This window comes from Clostridium pascui, assembly GCF_016908015.1.
GTDB lineage: Bacteria > Bacillota > Clostridia > Clostridiales > Clostridiaceae > Clostridium_AK > Clostridium_AK pascui.
In genome coordinates, this window is sequence record NZ_JAFBDB010000002.1 from 294351 (window position 1) to 308930 (window position 14580).

The 14580-nt window shown below is 33.0% G+C and carries 17 protein-coding genes; 12 read left to right on the forward strand and 5 right to left on the reverse strand.

What is annotated here, in order from left to right; all coding sequences use genetic code 11:
- The first annotated feature begins 9 nt into the window (after window positions 1-9).
- The 9 genes from JOC70_RS06530 (at window position 10) to JOC70_RS19385 (ending at window position 6208) form a co-directional block, all read left to right on the forward strand.
- The gene (locus JOC70_RS06530) at window positions 10-675 is read left to right on the forward strand and encodes a sigma factor (RefSeq protein WP_204598087.1); all 666 of its coding nucleotides are present in this window, start codon (window positions 10-12) and stop codon (window positions 673-675) included.
- A 46-nt stretch (window positions 676-721) separates the two neighbouring features.
- Entirely contained in the window at window positions 722-1306 is a 585-nt protein-coding gene (locus JOC70_RS06535) for a sigma-70 family RNA polymerase sigma factor (protein ID WP_204598088.1), read from the forward strand.
- Window positions 1307-1483: 177 nt separating this feature from the next.
- On the forward strand, window positions 1484-1702 hold the full coding sequence (locus JOC70_RS06540) for a DUF1659 domain-containing protein (protein ID WP_204598089.1): 219 nt from the start codon (window positions 1484-1486) through the stop codon (window positions 1700-1702).
- A gap of 20 nt (window positions 1703-1722) precedes the next feature.
- Entirely contained in the window at window positions 1723-1938 is a 216-nt protein-coding gene (locus JOC70_RS06545; RefSeq protein WP_204598090.1) for a DUF2922 domain-containing protein, read from the forward strand.
- 324 nt (window positions 1939-2262) lie between these two features.
- Entirely contained in the window at window positions 2263-3003 is a 741-nt protein-coding gene (locus tag JOC70_RS19495; protein WP_341534863.1) for a YveK family protein, read from the forward strand.
- Window positions 3004-3058: 55 nt separating this feature from the next.
- Complete coding sequence (locus tag JOC70_RS06555) at window positions 3059-3796, forward strand: CpsD/CapB family tyrosine-protein kinase (RefSeq protein WP_204598091.1); 738 nt, start codon at window positions 3059-3061, stop codon at window positions 3794-3796.
- A gap of 227 nt (window positions 3797-4023) precedes the next feature.
- Window positions 4024-5181, forward strand: a complete 1158-nt coding sequence (locus JOC70_RS06560) for an ABC transporter permease (protein ID WP_204598092.1) — start codon at window positions 4024-4026, stop codon at window positions 5179-5181.
- Window positions 5174-5845, forward strand: coding sequence for an ABC transporter ATP-binding protein (locus JOC70_RS06565; protein WP_204598093.1), 672 nt, complete (start codon window positions 5174-5176; stop codon window positions 5843-5845). The genes JOC70_RS06560 and JOC70_RS06565 overlap by 8 nt, the downstream gene beginning before the upstream one ends.
- 231 nt (window positions 5846-6076) lie before the next feature.
- Complete coding sequence (locus tag JOC70_RS19385) at window positions 6077-6208, forward strand: hypothetical protein (protein WP_279381238.1); 132 nt, start codon at window positions 6077-6079, stop codon at window positions 6206-6208.
- Between the two features lie 167 nt (window positions 6209-6375).
- Here JOC70_RS19385 and JOC70_RS06570 read toward each other — a convergent pair whose 3' ends face one another.
- The gene (locus JOC70_RS06570) at window positions 6376-7044 is read right to left on the reverse strand and encodes a DUF6143 family protein (RefSeq protein ID WP_243429062.1); all 669 of its coding nucleotides are present in this window, start codon (window positions 7042-7044) and stop codon (window positions 6376-6378) included.
- A gap of 212 nt (window positions 7045-7256) precedes the next feature.
- On the opposite strand from JOC70_RS06570, the gene JOC70_RS06575 reads away from it, so the two are divergent.
- A complete protein-coding gene (locus JOC70_RS06575) occupies window positions 7257-8921 on the forward strand; it encodes a S41 family peptidase (protein WP_204598094.1) in 1665 nt (554 codons plus the stop codon).
- A 48-nt stretch (window positions 8922-8969) separates the two neighbouring features.
- On the opposite strand, the gene JOC70_RS06580 is transcribed toward JOC70_RS06575, so the two are convergent.
- Window positions 8970-9341, reverse strand: coding sequence for a CBS domain-containing protein (locus JOC70_RS06580; protein ID WP_243429063.1), 372 nt, complete (start codon window positions 9339-9341; stop codon window positions 8970-8972).
- Between the two features lie 316 nt (window positions 9342-9657).
- Between JOC70_RS06580 and JOC70_RS06585 the strand changes: the two genes are divergently transcribed.
- On the forward strand, window positions 9658-10110 hold the full coding sequence (locus JOC70_RS06585) for a VanZ family protein (RefSeq protein ID WP_204598095.1): 453 nt from the start codon (window positions 9658-9660) through the stop codon (window positions 10108-10110).
- A 53-nt stretch (window positions 10111-10163) separates the two neighbouring features.
- Here JOC70_RS06585 and JOC70_RS06590 read toward each other — a convergent pair whose 3' ends face one another.
- Entirely contained in the window at window positions 10164-12068 is a 1905-nt protein-coding gene (locus JOC70_RS06590; RefSeq protein ID WP_204598096.1) for an NAD(P)/FAD-dependent oxidoreductase, read from the reverse strand.
- A 249-nt stretch (window positions 12069-12317) separates the two neighbouring features.
- Window positions 12318-12821: a MarR family winged helix-turn-helix transcriptional regulator gene (locus tag JOC70_RS06595; RefSeq protein WP_204598097.1), complete on the reverse strand. Its 504-nt coding sequence runs from the start codon at window positions 12819-12821 to the stop codon at window positions 12318-12320.
- A 276-nt stretch (window positions 12822-13097) separates the two neighbouring features.
- On the opposite strand from JOC70_RS06595, the gene JOC70_RS06600 reads away from it, so the two are divergent.
- A complete protein-coding gene (locus JOC70_RS06600; protein ID WP_204598098.1) occupies window positions 13098-13769 on the forward strand; it encodes a VanZ family protein in 672 nt (223 codons plus the stop codon).
- Between the two features lie 53 nt (window positions 13770-13822).
- On the opposite strand, the gene pflA is transcribed toward JOC70_RS06600, so the two are convergent.
- Complete coding sequence (gene pflA, locus JOC70_RS06605; protein WP_204598099.1) at window positions 13823-14527, reverse strand: pyruvate formate-lyase-activating protein; 705 nt, start codon at window positions 14525-14527, stop codon at window positions 13823-13825.
- Window positions 14528-14580 lie beyond the last annotated feature (53 nt).

Genomic DNA, 14580 nt, shown 5'->3' on the forward strand with positions numbered 1-14580 from the left:
TGTTATAAGATGACAGATTATGAAGCTAAAAGATTATTAGATGAAATGCAGGATGTATTTGGGGAAGAAACATCAGAGCACTGGGATGATGTTGAAAGATGTATAATTTCATATGCTAAAGGATGCTGCAATAGCAAATATTTTTCTTGGCAGGACTTAGACGAGCTTATTTCACAAGCAATTATGGCTCTTTTTAAGCTGCATAAAAAAATTGAAAAGGAAAATAAGAAAGTAAATCAGTATTATATTATAAAAACCATGAAAAACTCTTTTATAAACACGTTTAGAAAAAGAGAGAGAAGGAGAAAAATGAGGAAGGAAGATAAATATTTAAGAGAGACCTATGGAGAAGATGGGTACCTTGATATGCTTGCTGAAGAATCCAGTCAAGTAGTGCTTCATACTGTAGAAGATGAACTTGTATATAGTCCTTTAATTAGTACTATTGAAGATAAGTTAAGTGATCAAAGTAAAGATGTGCTGAAGTTTATTTTAAAAAATCAAGATATTACTGTTGAAGCCTATGCAAGGGAGAGAGGATTAAGATATCATACAGCTTTAAAAAGAATTGAAAGATTTCAAAGACAAGCAAAGGAGCAAATGTATGTGTGGGGGAAAGAACATAAAGATGAGGCTGAGCTTATGGCAGAGGTATTTAAGTATATATCTGCTTAATCTTAATATCCACTAGCATTATTATTGAAAGGAGAACCTTTTGAGTATGAATGAGTTTAAGAAGGAAAGCTCTATATATTTAGAAGAATTAGCTCTTAAAGCTCAAGGTGGAGATAATAAATCTTTAGAGGATTTAATTATATATTTTAAGCCTTATATAATAAGACAAGCCCGTTATACCTATGTAAAGGGGTGTGACATAGAAGATTTAATCCAAATAGGATATATAAGCCTCATAAAAGCTATAAATATGTACAGGCCTTTAAATAAAAACTTTGAGTACTATGCCTTGGCATCAATTAAAAGAAACTTTTACTATCTTATAAGAAAAGAATCCCGTCATAATGCTGAGTACAGTATGGAATTTGAAACTGGACCGGGGCTTACTCTCCAAGATGGGATAGAAGATGATTTTAGCCTAGAGGAGGAGTATTCAAAGAAGGAGACATATAAAGAGCTTAAAAAAGGAATTAAGTCATTAAATAAAGAAGAACAGGATATGATAAAGTGGGTATATTTTGATGGCAAGACCTTAAAGGATTACACACAACTAAAAGGCATTACTTATAACCAAGGAAGGTATAAGATGAAGAAGATACTTCAAAAGCTTAGAGAAGCTTTTGAGCAATAAGTGACTAGGTGCCAGTGACTAATCCATTAATCCTAACAAAAATTGCTTTGAAATTTTTTCTCACTATCCTTTTTTCTGCATATTAAATAGTGAAACATCTCAAATGAATTGAGATGTGCTGATTTATAACGAAATGATAGATTCTTATAAATCATGCAAGTGAAAGGAGTTGATAGTATGGCTGTTACAGCTGACATGGTTAAAAAGTCTTTAATTCTTGAATATGTGGTGGGAACTGATGATGAGGGGAAAGACGTTATTGGAAGTCAAAGATTCTCCAAAATCAAGACTACTGCAACTGATGATGCTTTAAATTCTGTGGCACAGGCAATGGCACCAGTACTTAAAAATGGACTTTTATATGTTAAAAAAGAAGAAGATAGCGTGCTTGGCTAATTAAAAGGGAGGAATGATTTATGGCTAAGAGTTTAGTTTTATCCTTTGTGAACGTTGGAGGAAAGAAGACAAGCATCACTGTGAATAATATAAAGGATGCAGTAACTCCTGCAGAAGCAAATACTCTTATGGACACTATAGTTGCTCAAAATGTATTTGAAACTAAAGATGGCGATTTAGTCAGCAAGAGCGGTGCTTACGTGGTGGACAGAGAAAAAACTGAAATAGAGTTGTAGTTATCAGCCTCCGAGAGTAGTATCTCAGGGGTGAAATTACCACATTTATTAAACTCGACAATTATGAAGAATAATCATTCATAATTATCGAGTTTTTTGTATTTTATTGCACTTTAAGTCGCCTATTAATAGGGATATTTAAATGTAATTTAAAAAGAAATTATAGAAAAAAATACCTTGAATTATTTACTAAAGTTAGTGGAAATGTGGATAAAATCTGTTGTATAATGATTTTAGGAAATATTTGGATATTAAATTTTTGTGCAGTCACTAAGAGGTGAATAAATATATAAAATTAAGCTTAACAAAAGGGGGAGAAGCTTTGTGGAAAAAGAAATAACCTTAGATCTTCGAGAAATTTTAATGATACTCAGAAAAAAAATCAAACTAATATTGGCTATAACAATAGCCTGCACACTGATATCTGCAATAGTAAGTTTTTTCATAATAAAGCCTGTATACGAGGCTAGAACAAGCATAATAGTTGGTAAAGCAAAATTAGCTGAAGGAAAACTAGAAAATAGCGATGTGACAATGTACCAAAAGCTATTAAAAACCTATGCTGTAATTGCAGAATCTGAAAGGGTGGCGGAAAATGCATCAGTTAAATTAAAACTTAAATATACACCAAAAGAAATTTTATCTATGATAAGTGTTATGCCTCAGCAAGATACTCAAGTACTTGAGATAAAATCAGAAAATAAGAATTCTAAAGAGGCTGCAGCGGTAATAGATGCAGTAACTTCAGCTTTTATGGAGGAAGCAAAGACAGTTTTCCCAGCAGGAGGAACCATTGAAGTATTAGATAGAGCTAGTGTTCCTAAAAGTCCAATAAGTCCTAAAAGGACTCTTAACTTAGTTATAGGTTTCTTCTTAGGGATTATGATATCTATAGCTCTTACATTTGTATTAGAATATATGGACAAGACTATAAAAACTGAGGATGATGTAAAAAGATATCTAGGATTACCTGGCATAGGAATAATACCACAGCTGCCAGAGGTAAATAAGAACACAACTATCCTGTCAGAAAGAACAATGATATCAAAACAAGTAGAAGTGTAAGCTCGTATTTTTCTTTTATAAAAATAATTATTATAGTGTAATTGGAGTGAGAATAATGAAAGAATCATACTTAATTTCCATAAAGAACCCCATGAATCCTATCTCAGAAGCATATAGAACACTTAGAACTAACATAAAATTTTCATCCTTTGATAAAGAAATAAAATCTTTAGTTATTACAAGTTCAGGTCCTAGTGAAGGAAAATCTACAACTGCTTGTAATTTAGCAATTGTAATGGCTCAAACGGGAAATAAAACTATACTTATAGATTGTGATCAAAGAAAGCCAAGACTCCATAAGATATTTGAATTATCTAACGAATGTGGATTGTCAAATATACTGGCAGATGAGGTAGAATTTAAGGATGCAGTTTATAAAACAGAAATAGAGAATTTAGAAATGCTTCCTTCAGGAACCAGGCCTCCAAATCCAGCAGAAATTTTATCCTCAGAAAAAATGAAAGGGTTTTTACAAGGGTTGAAGGAGAAATATGACTCAATTATAATAGATACTCCGCCTATAGTTGCGGTAACAGATGCTCAGCTTTTATCTACATATGTAGATGGATGCGTACTTGTTATAGCATCAGGTCAGACGGATAGAGGTGCAGCTATAAAGGCAAAACAGCTTTTAGATAAAGTAGGGGCTAAGATACTAGGTGTAGTATTAAATAAGGTAGATACAAGTAATAAAGGATATTATGGGGCTAGATACTATAACTATTATTCAGAAGATTATGAACCTAAAAAGAGAAAAACATTATTTAATATATGGGTCAGACCCTTGGGGTAAAATTTAAGTAATGATGAAACAGCTCAGCAAAGAAGAGAGAGATTTTGCTGAGTTTTATTTTTTTGTAATTTATATAGTTTAAAGAGAAAATAAATATGAAAAGCATTACATAAATCACAGTGGCATTTGTTATCATGTGAGTAGGTATTATACGACAGTGCATTTGGAAAAGTTATGGTATACTTAAGTTATTGATATAACAATTATAACTTAATGGGGGATTAGTTATGTTAACATCTTTAAAAATAGCCGTAAGATTTCTAAGAAGCAGCAAGATACAAACTTGTATTATAGCTATTGGTATTGCCATAGCGGTATCTGTACAGATTTTTATAGGACTTATAAGCCAGGGACTTGAAAAAAGCCTTTTAAGCAAGGTTGTAGGAAGCTTTGTACATATTAGTATCACATCATCAACTAAAGAAGATATAGAAGCTTGGAAGGATATAAAAGAAAAAATAAGGTCTGTGAATGCCGAGATAGATACGGTAGCACCAGTAGCTGACTATTATACCTTTGTAAGTCTAGGGGATAAGAAGAAAAATGTGCAAGTCAGGGGCTTACTTCCTGAGGATATTAATACACTTTATGATATGAAAAATAAGGTTTATGAAGGGAAGATGATTAATAAACCTGGACAAGCCGTTATTGGAAAGGAATTAAGGAATAAATTAAATGTAAATATAGGAGATAAAATAGATGTAACAAGTTTTCAGGGAATGAAAAGTCAGCTTACTGTATCAGGCTTTTATGATTTAGGGGCGGTAAAGCTGAATAGTGCATGGATTATAACTGACTTAAATACTGCTCAGGGTTTATCTGGACTTGGAGATAAGATTACTTCTATGGAGATTTCAGTTAAAGATGCTTATAATGCAGATTACATTGGAAGTGATATACAAAATCATCTTAAAGGCAGAGATTTAAAAGTTGAAAACTGGAAGGAACAAAATAAGTTTGTAGCTAGTGCTATAGTTGGGCAAAGGATTTGTTCAATTATAATTCAGTTTTTTGTGCTGCTTGCAGCGGTACTTAGCATCATGAGCATACTTAATATAAGTGTAGTACAAAAATATAAACAAATTGGTATTTTAAAGGCCATGGGAATAAAGGATGGGCCAGCAGGTCTTATATTTTTACTAGAGGCTTTTATTTTAGGGGTAATAGGAACAGCTTTAGGGATTTTATTTACATTAATATATATAAAAGGTTTTAATAGATACATAGTTGCCTCTGATGGAAAGCCAATTGTGAACATAATTATTAATAATAGGTTTATAATTCTTTCTTCTTTAATTTCTGTAGGAGCTTCAATCTTAGCTGCAATATTTCCAGCATTAAAGTCTCTTAGATTAAGTGCAATGGAGGTAATTAAAAATGGGTAGTATTATAGAACTTAAAAACATAAATAAAACTTATGGAAAAAGAGTAAAAACGGAAGTATTACATAATGTAAATATGTCCATTGAGGAAGGTTCCTTTAACTCCATAATAGGGGCTTCAGGCAGCGGCAAAACTACTCTTTTAAATATAATGGGAACATTAGACAAACCTACAAGCGGAGAGGTTTATATCGAAAATAAAAGAATTGATAAAATGGGAAGAGGAGCTTTAGCATCACTTAAGAACAAAACAATAGGTTTTGTATTTCAATTTCATTATCTGCTGCCAGAGTTTAATGCTCTAGAAAATGTACTTATGCCTCACACTATAAGTAAAATTTTTCATAGCAGAAAAACTCGTCATAGGGCAGAGATGCTTTTAGATTTAGTTGGGCTTTCAGATATTAAGAAGAAAAAGGTTTACGATTTATCCGGCGGGCAGCAGCAAAGAGTTGCTATTGCAAGAGCACTTATGAATAATCCTAAAATTATACTGGCAGATGAGCCTACAGGAAATTTAGATTCTAATTCAGCAGAGGACATATACAACATATTTAGGGATGTAAATAAAAACTTTAAGACCACCTTTGTTATAATAACTCATGATGAGAGAATAGCTAAAAAAGCAGATAGAATAATTGAAATAAAGGACGGAAAAGTTTTGTAGTTGGGGGCCAGACCCCTGGGGTATTTAACCAGGGGTCTGGCCCTTGGGATAAAATGTAAGTGAAAAATAAGTGTATTTTCAGCAAATTTTGTTTAATTGTGATATAATATAGATTAAGGCAATTTTAGTTAGAGACCATAATGCTAATAGAAGTCATTATGGTCTCTAATATTATATGCTTTAAAGTTTTTTTCTAAAACCACAAAACTTTTAAAGGAGTTGATTTTTATTATGAAAAAGCCAGATAAGGACAAGGTATTAACTCAGGAACAGGCAGAACAGAAGATACTGGAGATTATGTCAGAACCACAGTCAGCACCTACAGAAGAAACAGCTCCAAAAGTAAACAAGCCTTTAAACTAACAATGGTAATGTTTAATGTTACGTAAGATCAGGCTATTATCTTCAGACAAAGCCTGATTCCAATACTTCTGTAATAATGAAGATCCTAGATAATTTCTAGTTTAATAAAAACTGCCCTTATCATTAAAAGTAAGGGCAGTTTCTTATTTACTCATAATAATTTTACACTAATAACATATGGGTTCTTCCCACCATCCAAAAGCAATCCTACCGGAAGCCTGTAGCTGAGGCATTTCTGGATTAGATAAGAAAATGAGGAATGATCCGCCGGGTGGGAAAATAAATTTTCCCTGTTCATCATCTACTAAGGTAGTTTCTGGCTGACCCCTTCTTACGAAAGCTTTAATTCCTCCAGTAGGATCTCCCTCCACATTATTTGCATATTGAAGTTTTACTCTAGGCTCAGGAAGTGGACAAAGCGCTTGGTTAGAAGGAGTTACCAAGGATGATATCTGAGGTGTTCCAGGCGGTTCTGCGTTAAACCAAATTTGAGCTCTAAATGGAGACTCAGATACATCGCTTACAGTCCAAACAGTTACATGCAAGTTTACTCCTGAATTAATTGGATTATATAATCTAGCCCAAGCACTTGTACCCATACCAAAGGAAAGATTATCAGCATAACCTACAAAGTATTTTCCTTCTAGGGACTTGGCTAAGTTTATGGGCACCGAAACAGTATATTCTAAAGATGGTTTATATATAGATGGCCTTGGACAATTACAATATGGATAACATCCATAGTATTGTTGAGGAAAGTTCATCATATTATAGCAAGGACAGCTAGATCCATTTTGACATTGTCCAGGGCAATTGGCATTAGTGTAGTTACTCATAACTCGCAGCTCCTTTTAAATAAGGTTCAATTTATTATATGATTTAAAATATAATTTGTGAGTAACCTGAATGGGGGGAAGACCCCTGGGGTTTTACCCAGGAGTCTGGTCCCTAGAAAAAAATGTATTTATATTTTAAATGATTTGATATAATAATATCAACAGAATACATTTTAATATCGTTAGATATATGATATACGGGGGAAAACTTTATGAAGTTGTTTAACATGAAAAAGACAAAAACTAAAACCATAGGAATTATTGCATCTTTAGTAATACTTATAAGCAGTTTTAATTATTCATATGTCAATGCAGCAGAAGGAAGTGTTTTATCAGAAGCTAAAAACATAATTCAAAGTTATTATTTGAATGATGTTTCTAATGAGGTTTTAAATTCTGGTTCTGTACAAGATATGGTGAAAAAGCTTAACGACCCTTATTCTAGCTATTTTACTAAAGAAGAATATGAAAGTTTCACCAGCAGTATAGATAATAAGTTTACGGGTATTGGTATACAGGTGCTTACGGATGAAGAGGGCATAAAGATAACTAGTGTTTTTAATACTTCTCCAGCTGAAGAAGCAGGATTAAAGGCAGGAGACATTATTATAAAAGCAGATAATGTCACTCTAAAGGGCTTATCTTCAGAACAGGCTATAAGCTACATAAAGGGAGAAGAAGGAACTAGTGTACATCTTGTTATACAAAGAGATACAGGCATCTTAGAAGCGGACGTAATAAGAAAGCAAATATCTCTTCCTACAGTAGAGGGTGAAGTTTTAAATAATCATATAGGATACATAGAAATTAATTCATTTGGAGAAAACACCCCAGATGAATTTAGACAAAACCTAGAAAAACTGGAAGAGGCTAATGTAGAGTCATATGTAGTGGATTTAAGATATAATTCAGGTGGATATGTAGAGGCAGCTAGAGAAATTGGAGGATATTTTATAGGAGACAATTCTCTTATGGTAATAAAAAATAGGACAGGTGCTTCAGTAAGTTTTAAAGCTTATAAACATGACAGGATAATAGAAAAACCAGTGATATTTTTAATTAATCAGTATAGTGCCAGTGCTTCTGAACTTTTATCAGCAGCGGTAAAGGATTATAAAAAAGCTATTTTTATTGGGAAAACTACTTATGGAAAGGGAGTTGCTCAAGGTGTATTTCCTTTAAGTAATGGAAGCTTTCTCAAACTTACTACCTATGAATTTTTATCTCCATATAAAAATACTATTAATCATGTAGGAGTAAGTCCAGATTTTCAGGTGGATGATAATAGCATTGATTCTCTATATTTATCAGATTTGCTTTTAAGTGAAGCAGATGATAGTAAGAATATAGAGTCCTTAGATAATAAGCAAGGTTATATAAAGGTTTTAATTAATAATCAAAGTTTTTATATAAATATGAATGAAGCTAGAAAAGATGAAAATTGGGAAGCTTATAAATATCTTATGGATAATACAGATACTGATAACTTGTTTTTAGGTAAGGGAAATGGATGGACAAGTTTCGTTGATGAAGGTTTAGATGAAAAATTAGAAGATAAGACACGCCTTCTTTATCCTAATAGTAAAGTTTTAAAAAGCTTAGCTAAAAATAGTAAAGATAAAACATTTACCATAACATTTAACAGAGAAGTGGATCCTAAAACTGCAAATGGTGAAACTATTGAATTAATCAATGGAGACACTGGACAGCGCATATCAGCAAATATAGAAGTGGCACATGGGGAGAAAGTAACTCTAAGTTTGAAGGATGAACTGCAGCAGGGGGATTATTACCTTGTAGTAAGTGACAAAGTAAAGGATGAAGAGGGTAAAAAGTTAAGAAAGGAAACAGTAACAAAGGTTCAAGTAGCAAATTAGGGGCCAGACCCCTGGAGTTTAATTCCAGGGGTCTGGCCCCAAAATAAGCTAACTTATTAAATAATCTAGTATATCTTCTATAGAAATAAAACCTATCAACTTATTATTTTCAGTAATCGGTAAAGCAATAATATTATTTTGCCTTAATCTTAATGCAACGTCTTTTATATCCTCTTCTGGATTTGCAGTAATAACGTTTTTACTCATAACAAGGTTTAAGGGATATTCTTCTGTATGACCATCACTTGTCAAAAATCTATAAATATCTGCTTTTACAATCATTCCAACTACTTCATTATCCTTATTAATTACAGGGGCTCCGTTTATTTTATGCTGGTCCATTTTGCTAAGAGCATTTACAACTAAATCCTCTTCAGTAAAAGATACTGCAGGTTTATTCATAAGGTTCTTTATTTTCATCAGAATACCACCTTTCCATAATAAAATTTTATTCTAATAATTAGTATTATAATATTTATTAAACAATGTGTTCTATACGCTTGTACACATCGTTATCTAGTAATATTATTATATCATATTCATATTAATTAAAGGTGATAATCTTTAATTAACATTTCAGTAGTTCTTGTTTAGTAAGGCTTGATGAAGCTTTTATTTATTGTAAAATACAGAAAATTTTTAATTGGGAATGTAGCCTAATATCAGATTATGATATACTTATATTGGTATTATACAAGATTGGAGTAAGTAAAATAAAGGATGGGGAAATTTTATTATGAAATGGAATAAAACATATTTTAAGTGGATAATGGTACTAGCTTGGATGATAGTCATATTTTCATTTTCAAACGACCCTGCGGCAGTGTCGGATGAAAAAAGCGGGTTTGTATTAAAAATCATAAATGCCTTAGGTATAGATTTAAACAGTTATTTTGGAGAACTTGCTAATTTTATAATTAGAAAAGCTGGCCACTTTACGGAGTACTTTATATTATATGCATTGTTATTTAATGCTTTACAAGACACATCTTCCTTGAAACAAAGCTTAATTATATCTTTGGTAATAACATTTTTATATGCCTGCTCAGATGAGTTTCATCAAATTTTCATTCCAGGAAGAGAAGGAAAGTTTAAAGATGTTTTAATTGATACTTCAGGTGGGATTTTTGCAGGTATGCTTATGAAAATAAAAAGTGCCACCCACGTGGCAAGTGGCAAGTTGATGTGAAAAGGGGCCAGACCCCTGGGGTTTATTCCCAGGGGTCTGGCCCCTTAGTAAATTTATATTTCACAGGCTGCTGTAAATCCTTCTTCCACAGCATCCATTATTCTTCTAGCTTTCTTTGCATCACCTATAGTATATATTTCTTTGAAGTTATTTTTAATGTCCCCAGCAATTTCATCATTAGGCTTATATCCAGCGGCAATAATTACATTGTCAGCTTTGATTTCGCCATCTTCAAGAATAACTCCGCTTTCAGTTATTTCTTTTACTTTAGCATTAACGTGCTGCTCAACACCATGTTTATTTAAAACTTCAAATAAGTGTCCTACAAAGGTAGCACCGATATCCTTTGCGATGGCATCCATCATTTCTATAATGTGAACTTTAATGCCTTGAGCAGCAAGATATTTTGCTGTTTCAGTTCCTACAAGTCCTCCGCCTATGATTGCAACGGTGGAGCCAACCTTAACATCTCCATTTAGTACATCTTCAGCAAGAAGTACACTTTTAGATTCGATTCCCTTTATTGGAGGAACAGTTTGTGAAGCACCAGTTGCTATAATTACTGCATCTGGGTTTAATTCTTTTATATCCTCATGGGATTTAACATCTTGCTGTACAAATTTAATTCCAAGTCTTACATATTGATTGTATAAGTAATCTCTAAAGAATAGGAATGTATCTTTTTCAGGTGGAGTAGATAGGGTTTCCATCTTACCGCCAACCTTATTTTGTTTATTGACAATTGTTACATTGTGACCTCTAAGTCTTGATACTCTAGCAGCTTCAAGTCCAGCAGGGCCTGCACCAATAATTACGACATTTTTAACTTTAGATGCTTTTTCAATCTTTCTTTCTCTATCGTATCCAGCACGAGCATTAACCAAGCAGTTTATGCCTTGACCTAAAAATACTTTATCGATACATCCCTGATTACAAGCAACGCAGTAACGTATGTCTTCATAATCTTTATTTTTCATTTTAACTACAAGTTCTTCATCTGCAATAAGTCCTCTACCTATGGCAACCATGTCAGCTTTATCTTCTTCAACTATGCTTTCAATTAGCTCCGCGCTGTTAAGTCTTCCAGCTACTATAACTGGAACATTAACTTCTTTTTTAAGCTGCTCACCAAATGGGATTAAAAATCCTTGATTAATAAACATTGGCTGAATTGTGTATTCCACAGCATCATAGCTTCCAGCAGTTAAGCTTATAGCATCAATACCAGCATTTACAGCTTTCTTACATATTGTTTTTACTTCCTCAAATTTTAAGCCGTCTTCTAAATACTCATCAGCACTTATTCTTATGATTACAGGTACTTCTCCCTTAGAAACTTCTACAATTTCTTTTAAAACTTCCATAGGAAAACGCATTCTGTTTTCTAAAGAGCCGCCGTATTCATCATCTCTCTTATTGCTGTGAGGGGATAAGAAGCTGTGAAGTAAGTATCCATGAGCAAAGTGAACTTCTATTAAATCAAAGCCAGCTTCTATGGATCTTTCTGCAGCCTTTTTAAACTTTTCTTTTATTTCTATAATATCTTCCTTAGTCATTTCACGAGGGTTATTTCCAAGTATGGCACATGGAATAGCGCTAGGGGCTATTGGCTGGATTCCAGTTACAGCTTCACTAGCTTGTCTACCAGCGTGATATATTTGAGCTCCTATTTTAGCACCAGCTTCATGTACTGCATCAGTCATTCTCTTGAGTCCTGGAATAAATTTGTCATCGTATATGCTTAATTGAGTAGGAAGTCCTCGGCCTTCAGGGGAGATTCCAACAGATCCTGAGATTATGATAGCAACTTCATTTTTAGCTCTTTCAACAAAGAAATCAATTATTCTTTGGTTAACTTCTCCTCCAAGGTCTGCTAAACCATTTTCCATAGGAGCAAGCATAAATCTGTTTTTTAACTCTAGGTTACCAATTTTAATAGGTGTAAAAAGTTTTGACATAATAAATACCTCCTAATTTTTATGATAGTATGGCAATTTTAATGTTTTTTTATGAGCAGCATTAAAACAGTGGGATTCGTTAACGAATTTTATTTATAAAAAAATAAACAGCTAATTTGATATGTTAGATTTAGTAAAATGGTATTAAATTTACAAGAAATATAGTGTAAATTAATAACATTTGCTGACGAATTTTATCTCTATATGTAATATTATATAGAGATAAATAAAAAAATCAAGAGGAATATGTTATTTTTTTAACAGTTTTTCTGAGGAAAGTTCTAAAAATTTCTGGAAGTCCGTTAAATCCCAGGTCCCAACCATGTCAGAAATTTTTTGCAGGGTTTTTAGAAAGGACTCAATTTCATCATGTTCAAAGTGCTCAAAAAGCCCCATAAATTGAAAAGCAGACTTAGTTCCTACACTTTTTTCTAAAGCTTCTTTACCTGTTTCAGTTATAAAAATTTTAATAGTTCTGCTGTTATTTAAAAACTTTTGCTTTTCTATATAACCTTTCTTTTCTAATCTGCTTATGAGGGCAGAGGTGGTGGATTTATTCCAAAGGGCGATATTTCCAAGTTCTTCTAAAGTTAAACCATCATCAAGATGTAATATCCAAAGAGCATGCATTTGGGCATGGGTTAGACCAGATTCCACTGCGAGACTTTCCCAATCCTTTTCTAAATTCATGTAGGTAGCTCTAATTAGGTTTAAAAATATATTAAAATAATAATCTTTAAGTGTTTTATCCATAATGCGCTCCTTTAAGAGGGCAAAGCCCTGTAATAAACAATAGTATTATAACAGAAATATCGTTTTGGGGATAGGGTTATGGTGACTTTTGCCAGGTACCGAGCTTCGGGTTACCGATTTAAAATTTCACTATATGTCAATAATCATAGATAACAATGAAAATGAAGGTGAGAAACAAGGCATTTGTTGAAAGTGTGATATAATTGAATAAAAGGGGCTAGACCCCTGGGAATGTAATCCAGGGGCCTAGCCCCTGAAGAAAGTGGAGGTAAAAGTTTGAAGAAAGTTATATCTATAATATTATGCCTAGCATGGATGGGATTTATATTTTACAATTCATCTCAAAATGGATTGGAGTCAAATGCTAGAAGTGAGGAATTTTTAAAGAGTATAAAAAAATATTATATAGAGATGAAGAACACTGTAAAAAAACCTAAGAGTGTGGAAAGTTTTAAGGCTTACAAGGAAGATAAGAAAGCAGATAGCTCCAGAGATAAAAATAACAATATTATAAATAAGAACAATGATACTCAAGTGCCTAAAGACAATAATAATGTATCTAGTAAAAATAATAATTCAAATTCAAACACTGTAAAAAAGTCTAATAGTACAGCAAATGATAAGAAGCTTAAATTTGAAAATTACCTTGTAAGAAGAGGTGCACATGCACTGGAATATATAGTGCTTGCTATATTAATTGCAAATGCATTTTGGCAGTTTGGTATAAGAAATAAAAATGTTATAATATATGTTTTATTTATAGCTTTATTTTATGCGGTATTAGATGAGTTTCATCAAAGCTTTGTGAAAGGCAGAACCTCTGAAGTAGGGGACGTGCTGTTAGATTTTTCAGGAGCGATTTTTGGAACAATCACTTGGTGTTTTTGGCAAAAAATTAAGGGCACATTTAAAAGACGATTTTCTAAAACTCAAAACAATGGAATATAATAAAAGCACCCCAGGGGTCATTCTATTTTATGGAATGACCCCTGGGGTAAAATCTATTTTAACCATTTTTCTAACTGCTTGCAGTTATCTTTTTCCATTGCCTCAATGCCGTTCAGCCTGTACGGAATCCCAAGCTTTTCATATTTATTTACTCCCAAAGTGTGGTAGGGTAGAAGTTCTACCTTTTGTATGTTCTTGAACTTAGATATAAACTTTTTAAGCTCAAGTATGTGTTCCTGACTATCGGTAATTCCGGGAACCACTACATGCCTAATCCAAATAGGCACATTTGATTTAATAACGCTTTCAACAAATTCATCAAATTTGTCCATGCTATGCTTAGTGATTTGTTCATAACCGTCCCTAGCATAATGTTTCACATCTAAAAGAACAAGATCCACATATTTAAGTATTTCGTCATAGTTTCCTAGACCAACTCCTGAAGTATCAAGGGTTGTATGAATATTATTTTCCTTGCAAAGCTTTAAAAATTCCAGTAAAAACTTTGGCTGCATTAGGGGTTCTCCGCCAGAACATGTAACGCCGCCACCGGATTTTTCAAAGTAGGGCCTAAAGCGAAGAACCTTCTTTAATAGCTCATCAGGGGATATTTCCTGTCCGCCTTCAAAGCTCCATGTGTCAGGATTATGACAATAGGAACATCTAAGCGCACAGCCCTGAAAAAACACTACAGTTCTAATGCCTGGTCCATCCACTAAACCCATAGTTTCAGTGGAGTGAATATATCCTTTTATCATATTGAACTCTCATCTCCTGTATCTCAATCTCCAATCACTAATTACATAAATTT

Bases quoted from the DNA above. Each gene is read 5' to 3' on its own strand.
- JOC70_RS06530 (WP_204598087.1), top strand. From the start codon at position 10: ATGACAGATTATGAAGCTAAAAGATTATTAGATGAAATGCAGGATGTA.
- JOC70_RS06535 (WP_204598088.1), top strand. From the start codon at position 722: ATGAATGAGTTTAAGAAGGAAAGCTCTATATATTTAGAAGAATTAGCT.
- JOC70_RS06540 (WP_204598089.1), top strand. From the start codon at position 1,484: ATGGCTGTTACAGCTGACATGGTTAAAAAGTCTTTAATTCTTGAATAT.
- JOC70_RS06545 (WP_204598090.1), top strand. From the start codon at position 1,723: ATGGCTAAGAGTTTAGTTTTATCCTTTGTGAACGTTGGAGGAAAGAAG.
- JOC70_RS06555 (WP_204598091.1), top strand. From the start codon at position 3,059: ATGAAAGAATCATACTTAATTTCCATAAAGAACCCCATGAATCCTATC.
- JOC70_RS06560 (WP_204598092.1), top strand. From the start codon at position 4,024: ATGTTAACATCTTTAAAAATAGCCGTAAGATTTCTAAGAAGCAGCAAG.
- JOC70_RS06565 (WP_204598093.1), top strand. From the start codon at position 5,174: ATGGGTAGTATTATAGAACTTAAAAACATAAATAAAACTTATGGAAAA.
- JOC70_RS19385 (WP_279381238.1), top strand. From the start codon at position 6,077: ATGAAAAAGCCAGATAAGGACAAGGTATTAACTCAGGAACAGGCAGAA.
- JOC70_RS06570 (WP_243429062.1), bottom strand. From the start codon at position 7,044: ATGAGTAACTACACTAATGCCAATTGCCCTGGACAATGTCAAAATGGA.
- JOC70_RS06575 (WP_204598094.1), top strand. From the start codon at position 7,257: ATGAAGTTGTTTAACATGAAAAAGACAAAAACTAAAACCATAGGAATT.
- JOC70_RS06580 (WP_243429063.1), bottom strand. From the start codon at position 9,341: ATGAAAATAAAGAACCTTATGAATAAACCTGCAGTATCTTTTACTGAA.
- JOC70_RS06585 (WP_204598095.1), top strand. From the start codon at position 9,658: ATGAAATGGAATAAAACATATTTTAAGTGGATAATGGTACTAGCTTGG.
- JOC70_RS06590 (WP_204598096.1), bottom strand. From the start codon at position 12,068: ATGTCAAAACTTTTTACACCTATTAAAATTGGTAACCTAGAGTTAAAA.
- JOC70_RS06595 (WP_204598097.1), bottom strand. From the start codon at position 12,821: ATGGATAAAACACTTAAAGATTATTATTTTAATATATTTTTAAACCTA.
- pflA (WP_204598099.1), bottom strand. From the start codon at position 14,527: ATGATAAAAGGATATATTCACTCCACTGAAACTATGGGTTTAGTGGAT.